Origin of the sequence: Exiguobacterium sp. s125, from assembly GCF_018618605.1 — a bacterium.
GTDB classification, from domain to species: Bacteria; Bacillota; Bacilli; order Exiguobacteriales; family Exiguobacteriaceae; genus Exiguobacterium_A; species Exiguobacterium_A oxidotolerans.
In genome coordinates, this window is sequence record NZ_JACSMI010000012.1 from 1 (window position 1) to 8,044 (window position 8,044).

The following is an 8,044-nucleotide window of genomic DNA, read 5'->3' on the forward strand; positions in this document are numbered from 1 at the left end:
CGAAAGTAGTTGGGGGCTTCCCCCTGTGAGGATAGGACGTTGCCAGGCAATTGAAAAGGACCGATCTGCATCTTGCAGGTCGGTCTTTTTGTGTTGTGTGAAACTTCAGACTGTTCTGATTATTACTGGAGTCATTGACATGACTGTTTCTCCTTGTTACCATAACATCAATATTCTTTTATCAAAGAGAAAGCGAGTGGATAAACATGTGGGAGAATAAATTTGCTAAAGAGGGCTTGACGTTTGATGACGTTTTGCTTGTACCACGTCGTTCAAGTGTCTTACCACGTGACGTCGATCTATCTGTATCCTTATGCGAAGGGATTACACTGAACATCCCGTTGATCAGTGCAGGAATGGATACTGTGACGGAAGCACCAATGGCGATTGCCATGGCACGTCAAGGCGGTCTAGGTGTCGTCCACAAAAACATGTCGATGGAAGACCAAGCAGAACATGTCGATCGCGTCAAACGTTCTGAAAATGGTGTCATCACGAATCCGTTTTATCTTACACCTGAACGCCAAGTATACGATGCTGAATATTTAATGAGTAAATATCGTATTTCTGGTGTTCCGATCGTTAACAACGAAACAGAACGGAAACTCGTTGGTATTTTAACAAATCGTGATCTTCGTTTTGTTAAAGACTATTCGACGGTAATTGAGACGGTCATGACGACAGAAGAACTCGTCACTGCTACAGTTGGTACGTCACTCGAAGAAGCAGAACAAATTCTCCACAAACATCGCATTGAAAAGTTACCACTCGTTGATGAGAACGGTGTATTAAAAGGCTTAATCACAACAAAGGATATTGAAAAAGTCGAACAATATCCACATGCAGCAAAAGATCAATTCGGACGTCTTCTCGTCGCTGCAGCTGTCGGTGTCACGAAAGATGCATCTCTTCGCGCACGTTTTCTTGTTGATGCAGGCGTCGATGCACTCGTCGTCGATACGGCACACGGTCACTCTGAAGGCGTACTCTTAAAAGTACGTGAGCTTCGTGATGAATATCCAAATCTTCCAATCATCGCTGGGAACGTTGCAACCGCAGAAGCAACACGCGATTTAATTGAAGCTGGTGCATCGGTCGTCAAGGTAGGGATTGGACCTGGTTCAATTTGTACGACACGTGTCGTTGCGGGAGTGGGGGTTCCACAAATCACTGCAGTCTTTGATTGTGCGACAGAGGCCCGTAAGCATGGTGTCTCCATCATTGCCGACGGCGGAATTAAGTACTCGGGCGATATCGTCAAAGCACTTGCAGCTGGCGGTCATGCGGTCATGTTAGGTAGTCTGCTTGCTGGTGTTGAAGAAAGCCCGGGCGAAATGGAGATCTACCAAGGTCGTCAATTTAAGACATACCGTGGTATGGGTTCTGAAGCATCAATGAAACGTGGTAGTCAAGATCGCTACTTCCAAGAAGCAGATAAGAAATTCGTTCCAGAAGGAATTGAAGGTCGTGTCGCTTACCGTGGAAAACTCGGTGATTCTGTCTATCAACTCGTTGGTGGGATTCGTTCAGGAATGGGATATTGTGGAGCAGCTTCATTAGAAGAATTGCGAGAAGACACACAATTCATCCGCATGACGGGTGCTGGCTTACAAGAAAGTCACCCACATGACATTCAAATCACAAAAGAAGCATCGAACTATACACGCCAATAAAAAGAAAGCCCTGCAGATGATGCGGGGCCTTTTTTTGTTTATAGATTAATGATGTTAGGCGGCTCAAGGTGTTTCACGACATAGCCTATATGAAAATCACGGACACGTTCAAGCTGGTTTTGTTCACAGTCCGAAAGACTGCTGTTACAACTGCCAAGACTGTAACAACTCCCCAAGCCCCTCTTCAAGATCTGATTCCGATAGACTTGCAAAACCTAACACGATTTGTGGGTGCATTGCTTCTAACGGAAGTTGTGCATACTGGGATAAACCATAGACCTGAATTGAAGCGTCGTGTGCTCGCCTGACTAATTCTTCTTCCGTCATCCCGTTCGTAACAGAAACGACGACATGCAAACCCGCACTTTCGCCGGTCAAGCGCAGGGATGAGATAGCACGTAACGAATTGACGACGATATCTAACTTACGCCGATAGATCTTTCGCATCCGATTCAAATGTTTCTCGAAGTCGCCTTCTTTCATAAAGCGTGTCAAAATCGTTTGATCAAAACGTGAGACACTGCATGTGTAATAGGAGAGTTCGGTCTGATAGCGCTCAAGCAAAGAAGGCGGAAGGACCATGTAGCCAATCCGCAGTGAAGGCATGAGCGACTTGGAGAAGGTGCTCAAATAAAGTACTCGTTCACTATCGATGCTGTGGAGTGACGGAATCGACTTGCCACTATAACGAAACTCACTGTCATAGTCATCCTCAATGATGTAACGTGTCGGGGATTCAGCAGCCCAGTTCACCAATTGCCGGCGCCGATTGACGGATAAGATGCTTCCGGACGGAAATTGGTGGGCAGGTGTCACATACATGATATCCACATCAGTCTGACTTAAAGTCGAGACTTTGACACCACTTTGATCGACCGGAATCGGGATTGCTGTTCGTCCATGATTCTCAAGAATGAGTCTGGTCGCATGATAACCGGGATCTTCGATTCCGTAGGTGACGTGTTGTCCTAGCAGGAAAATCAGTTGGGGCAAAAGTTGTTCGACCCCAGACCCAATGATGATTTGTTCAGGCGAACAGATGACACCTCTTGAGTGATATAGGTAGGTCGCAATTTCAACACGTAAGGCGAGATCGCCTTGCGGGTGTCCGAGAGAAACAAGGGATTGATTATGTTCATCGATGACATCCTTCGCATGTTTTCGCCAACGTGAAAAAGGAAAAGATGATCCATCGATTTTACTCGGATGGAAATCATGACGGATATAGGTGGACGGAGAAAGGTATTGCTTCGTTGCTAGTGGTATTTTCTTTACATAAGCAAGCTCTTCGTGTGCTAAGACAAAATACCCTTTTCTTGAAACTGACTCGACATAGCCTTCGGCGACGAGTTGTTGATAGGCGAGCTCAATCGTCGTTTGACTCAAGTTCAAGAACTGACCGAGTTTTCGTTTTGACGGTAATTTGACACCATACTCTAGACGTCCATCGATGATTTCTTGACGAATCTGTTGATACAATTGCTCGTATAACGGCTTATTGCCCTCTCGTATTAACTCGAACGATAACATATCCATTGAAGTACCTCCTAAAACTGACCTGTTCATTTCATCATAAACTGATACTTTTAAAATAGTCAATCGAGACTATACTAAAACGTAAGTAAGGAGCTATCAATCAAATTGTTCAAGGGGGAATTTAGAATGATGGAACGGCAACAAGGAACGGATCGTGTCAAAAGAGGAATGGCTGAGATGCAAAAAGGGGGCGTCATCATGGACGTCGTCAATGCCGAGCAAGCGAAAATCGCAGAGGCAGCCGGTGCCGTCGCCGTCATGGCACTCGAACGTGTCCCGTCTGATATTCGCCGAGATGGAGGTGTGGCACGAATGGCAGATCCGACCATCACGGAAGAGGTCGTAAATGCCGTCACGATTCCTGTCATGGCGAAATGCCGAATCGGCCATATCGTCGAAGCACGGATCCTTGAGTCGATGGGGGTCGATTTCATTGATGAGAGTGAAGTCCTGACACCGGCTGATGAAGAGTACCATCTGTTGAAGTCGACGTTTACGGTACCGTTCGTTTGTGGGGCGCGCGATTTAGGAGAGGCGGCTCGCCGAATTGCGGAAGGTGCGGCGATGATTCGGACAAAAGGCGAACCGGGAACGGGTAACGTCGTCGAAGCCGTCCGGCATATGCGAAAAATTCAAGCTGAACTCAACCAGATTTTACATACGAATCCGGATGAGTTGATGACACGGGCGAAGGAGTGGGGTGCACCTTACGAAGTCTTACGGATGATTCAGCAAGAAGGGCGTCTACCCGTTGTTAACTTTGCTGCCGGTGGAATCGCGACGCCGGCAGATGCTGCATTGATGATGCATCTTGGAGCTGACGGTGTTTTCGTCGGTTCAGGCATTTTTAAATCGGAGCAACCGGAAAAATTTGCGAAAGCGATCGTCGAAGCCGTGACGTACCGGGATGACTTCGAACGAATTGCGTATCTCTCGAAAGGTCTCGGAACAGCAATGAAGGGGATTGATGTCACGTCGATGCCGTTTGAGGAACGGATGGCACCACGAGGATGGTAATCGGGGTACTTGGTCTACAAGGGGCAGTCAGGGAACATCTTGAGATGTTGGCATCGCTCGGTGTAAAAACACGAATCATCAAATCGGCGGAAGATTTAGAAGGAATCGCCGGACTTGTCTTGCCCGGTGGTGAGTCGACAGCGATGCGCCGATTGATTGATCGCTACGCCTTGCTTGTGCCCCTTCGACAAAAAATAAAGACGTTACCGATGTTCGGGACGTGCGCCGGGATGATTTTATTAGCGACGGAACTTGAACAAGGAGATGTTCACCTCGGGGCAATCCCGATGAAAGTGAAACGAAATGCGTTCGGTCGCCAAGTGGACAGTTTTGAAACGATGCTAGCCGTCGACGGAATCGGGGCGGACATTGAAGCTGTCTTTATTCGAGCCCCTTATGTCGAACGAATCGATCAAGCGACCCGCGTTCTCGCTCGCATTGACGACGAGATCGTCGTCGTCGAAACAGACATGCATCTCGCCTGTTCGTTTCATCCGGAATTAACGAACGATACCTGTTTGCATCGTTACTTTATTGAAAAAGTAAAACAGCAACGTTCGGTTCACGTCATCTAACGACAAAAAAAGTATCCTTCAGTTCAAGCTGTCGGATACTTTTTTTATGCTACACTGAGGGTATAAATGAATTGAAGGAGAGGAACGATGAAACGACTTTTCATACTCTTCTTGAGCGTCCTTTTACTGACGACGAGTCTACTCCCAGTGACGAGTTATGCCGAGGTACCGACGATCAAGGCAGAATCCTACATCATGGTCGATGCTGTGACCGGTAAAGTATTGTTAGAAGAACAAGCCGATTTGGCTTTACCTCCGGCTTCGATGACGAAATTGATGACACTTTACTTAGTCCGACGTCAAATCGAACAAAAGAAACTAAGCTGGAACAAAAAAGTTCAACCAAGCCAAAAAGTACTCAAATTAGCAGGCACACCAGGATTGGCACGGGTGCCGTTAAGCAATCGTACATATACCGTTCGTGAGCTCTATGATGCAGCGTTCATCAAGTCAGCTAATGATGCGGCTGTATTACTTGCTGAAGTCGTTGCCGGAACAGAACAAAAATTCGTCAAGCTGATGAATGAGACGGCGAATACATTTGGGATGGACAATACAGAATACTCAAATGCATCGGGACTCGATGCAGTCGATGCAGCCTTACCGGGGACGAACTTGATGACAGCGACCGACATTGCACTACTCGTCATTCGTTTTATTAAAGATTATCCCGATGTCTTAGATGTCACGAGTCGTTCTTCGATGAAACTGGATGGCATCACACTCCAAAACTCCGATAAGATGTTGAAAGATCAAAAGTACGCGTATCCCGGGATGCGTGGGATGAAGACAGGGACGACTGATCTTGCCGGATATTGTTTTGCCGGTGTCGCGACGAAAGATAACATGACGATCATTACAGTCGTCATGCGGACGACATCCGATCAAGCGCGGTTTGCAGAAACAAAAAAGTTACTCGATTATGGCTTCTCATCGTTTGAGCCGTTGACTTATTACGGAAAAGGCGAGCGGATTAAAGACGTCTTCCCGATTCGTGGTGCGGAAGAAACAGACTATGACGTCATCACGGATGCATCGCTTTACGTGACGGTGCCGAAGAACGCAGCAACCCGTCCACCCGTATTTACGTTTAATCTGACCCATGCTCCAATCAAGAATGGCGCAAGTGTCGGAACGGTTCAAGTGAAGGATGAAGGCATGTACTTGCCGGGGTTTGATGTGCCGAGATCACTTCTCTATAGTGCGGAGCGAATCGCTTTGGCGAGCTTCAAGACCCGTTTGTTCCGGGCGATTGCGGCCTGGTCTGATAAAATTGATGATGCGATTCGTAAACCGGGACTTGTCAATCTCAAACAGGATAGTGTAAAGTAGAGCTAATCTCATAACGATGCAATGAACGGACCAAGTAAAGGAATTTATTCTGTTAAGAGAGCTAGTGGTTGGTGTGAACTAGTCAGAAGGATGCCTTGAATCGAGCCGGATCGCACACCTTGCGAACAAGGTGCGGGTACGCCCGTTATCGCGTCTTTGAGTTGGCTAGTACGACTAGCAATGAGGGTGGCAACGCGGATCCAGGTGATTCGTCCCTCTTCGGTTTTTATACCGGAGAGGGATGGATTGCCTTTTTTTATTGAAAAAAAGGAGGAATACACATGATTGATATTAAACGTCTGCGTCAGGATTTTGACGCAATCCAAGAAAAACTTGCACACCGCGGAGAAGATTTAACGGACATGAATCGGTTCATCGCGTTAGATGAAAAACGTCGTGAACTGATTGCCCGGACCGAGGTCTTAAAAGCAGAACGAAATGACGCGACGAAAAAAATTGCAGAACTCAAACGCAATAAAGAAAATGCCGACGAGGCAATTGCCGCGATGCGAACTGTCGGAGATGAGATTAAAGGAATCGACGACGAGTTGCGCGAAGTCGAAGCGACGTTGAATCAACTGTTGCTTGGTATCCCGAACATTCCGCATGACAGCGTCCCGATCGGTTCTTCAGAGGATGATAATGTCGTCATCCGTGAAGTGGGTGATAAACCGGCCTTTGACTTCGACGCCGTCCCGCATTGGGATTTGATGGAGCAATTAAAAATCGTCGACGTGGAACGGGCAGGGAAAGTCACAGGAAGTCGCTTCGTTTTCTATCGTGGGGCAGGTGCACGTCTCGAACGTGCGTTAATCAACTTCATGATGGACATGCATCAAGATGAAAACGGCTATACGGAAATTTTACCGCCACTCATGGTCAACCGCGAATCAATGACAGGAACAGGTCAACTTCCGAAATTTGAAGAAGATGCGTTCAAAGTCGAAGAGACGAACTACTTCCTCGTGCCGACAGCGGAAGTGCCGGTGACGAACATGCACCGGGATGAAATCTTGGCAGCAAGCCAATTACCGATCGGTTATGCAGCATACAGCCAGTGTTTCCGCTCAGAAGCCGGATCTGCCGGCCGTGATACACGAGGCCTGATTCGTCAACACCAATTCAACAAAGTGGAGCTCGTTCGTTTCGTTAAGCCGGAAGAGTCTTATGAACAACTTGAACTGTTGACTGGTCAAGCCGAAGAAGTGCTTAAACGATTGAAATTACCGTATCAAGTCCTCAGCATGTGTACAGCGGATCTTGGATTCACAGCAGCGAAGAAATACGATATCGAAGTCTGGATGCCGAGCCAAGGCGTTTACCGCGAGATTTCTTCTTGTTCAAACTTTGAAGATTTCCAGGCGCGCCGGGCACAAATTCGTTTCCGCCGGGAAGCGAATGCAAAACCGGAATTCGTGCATACATTAAACGGTTCTGCGCTTGCTGTTGGCCGGACGGTCGCAGCAATCTTAGAGAACTATCAACAAGCAGATGGTTCAGTTATTATTCCAGAAGTACTTCGTCCATACATGGGTGGACTCAAAGTGATTCAAGCATAAGTAGAAAAGGGGGAGCCTTCCCCCTTTATACTTTTAAAAAGTTTTTTTAGAAAAGGTCTTTACAGAGTAAAACCAAGATGCTATTATAATTTATGTCAGGAAGGCAAGCACGTTACAATTTGCTCGATTATAAGTACGGAGGCGTACTCAAGTGGTTTAAGAGAACGGTCTTGAAAACCGTCAGGCGGCGAAAGCCGTGCGTGGGTTCGAATCCCACCGCCTCCTCCATTTCTTTTTTTTTACCTGAAAACTACATATAACTTGGAGGCGTACTCAAGTGGTTTAAGAGAACGGTCTTGAAAACCGTCAGGCGGCGAAAGCCGTGCGTGGGTTCGAATCCCACCGCCTCCTC

Annotated in this window: 6 protein-coding genes, 2 tRNA genes and 1 other annotated feature; of the genes, 7 read left to right on the plus strand and 1 reads right to left on the minus strand. The window is 47.1% G+C overall.

From position 1 onward, the window contains the following. Positions 1 to 206: 206 nt before the first annotated feature. Complete coding sequence (gene guaB, locus KNQ05_RS15365; protein ID WP_029332179.1) at positions 207 to 1,673, plus strand: IMP dehydrogenase; 1,467 nt, start codon at positions 207 to 209, stop codon at positions 1,671 to 1,673. A gap of 144 nt (positions 1,674 to 1,817) precedes the next feature. Here guaB and pdxR read toward each other — a convergent pair whose 3' ends face one another. After that, entirely contained in the window at positions 1,818 to 3,209 is a 1,392-nt protein-coding gene (gene pdxR, locus KNQ05_RS15370; RefSeq protein ID WP_214806039.1) for a MocR-like pyridoxine biosynthesis transcription factor PdxR, read from the minus strand. A gap of 129 nt (positions 3,210 to 3,338) precedes the next feature. Between pdxR and pdxS the strand changes: the two genes are divergently transcribed. The 6 genes from pdxS (at position 3,339) to KNQ05_RS15400 (ending at position 8,043) form a co-directional block, all read left to right on the plus strand. Beyond that, positions 3,339 to 4,226, plus strand: coding sequence for a pyridoxal 5'-phosphate synthase lyase subunit PdxS (gene pdxS / locus KNQ05_RS15375; RefSeq protein WP_369834776.1), 888 nt, complete (start codon positions 3,339 to 3,341; stop codon positions 4,224 to 4,226). Further along, positions 4,220 to 4,801 carry a pyridoxal 5'-phosphate synthase glutaminase subunit PdxT gene (gene pdxT / locus KNQ05_RS15380; RefSeq protein WP_088835954.1) on the plus strand — a complete coding sequence of 194 codons (582 nt, stop codon included), beginning with the start codon at positions 4,220 to 4,222 and terminating at the stop codon, positions 4,799 to 4,801. The genes pdxS and pdxT overlap by 7 nt, the downstream gene beginning before the upstream one ends. 87 nt (positions 4,802 to 4,888) lie before the next feature. Next, positions 4,889 to 6,133 (plus strand): D-alanyl-D-alanine carboxypeptidase family protein, encoded by a 1,245-nt coding sequence (locus KNQ05_RS15385; RefSeq protein ID WP_214771818.1) that lies wholly within the window; start codon positions 4,889 to 4,891, stop codon positions 6,131 to 6,133. A gap of 12 nt (positions 6,134 to 6,145) precedes the next feature. Beyond that, positions 6,146 to 6,353, plus strand: a binding site (T-box leader). A 61-nt stretch (positions 6,354 to 6,414) separates the two neighbouring features. Beyond that, complete coding sequence (gene serS, locus KNQ05_RS15390; protein WP_088835956.1) at positions 6,415 to 7,692, plus strand: serine--tRNA ligase; 1,278 nt, start codon at positions 6,415 to 6,417, stop codon at positions 7,690 to 7,692. Positions 7,693 to 7,829: 137 nt separating this feature from the next. Beyond that, positions 7,830 to 7,920 (plus strand) — tRNA-Ser (locus KNQ05_RS15395). A 35-nt stretch (positions 7,921 to 7,955) separates the two neighbouring features. Beyond that, positions 7,956 to 8,043 (plus strand) — tRNA-Ser (locus tag KNQ05_RS15400). Position 8,044 lies beyond the last annotated feature (1 nt).

Coding starts and splice junctions, on each gene's coding strand:
- guaB (WP_029332179.1), top strand. CDS start 207: ATGTGGGAGAATAAATTTGCTAAAGAGGGCTTGACGTTTGATGACGTT.
- pdxR (WP_214806039.1), bottom strand. CDS start 3,209: ATGGATATGTTATCGTTCGAGTTAATACGAGAGGGCAATAAGCCGTTA.
- pdxS (WP_369834776.1), top strand. CDS start 3,339: ATGGAACGGCAACAAGGAACGGATCGTGTCAAAAGAGGAATGGCTGAG.
- pdxT (WP_088835954.1), top strand. CDS start 4,220: ATGGTAATCGGGGTACTTGGTCTACAAGGGGCAGTCAGGGAACATCTT.
- KNQ05_RS15385 (WP_214771818.1), top strand. CDS start 4,889: ATGAAACGACTTTTCATACTCTTCTTGAGCGTCCTTTTACTGACGACG.
- serS (WP_088835956.1), top strand. CDS start 6,415: ATGATTGATATTAAACGTCTGCGTCAGGATTTTGACGCAATCCAAGAA.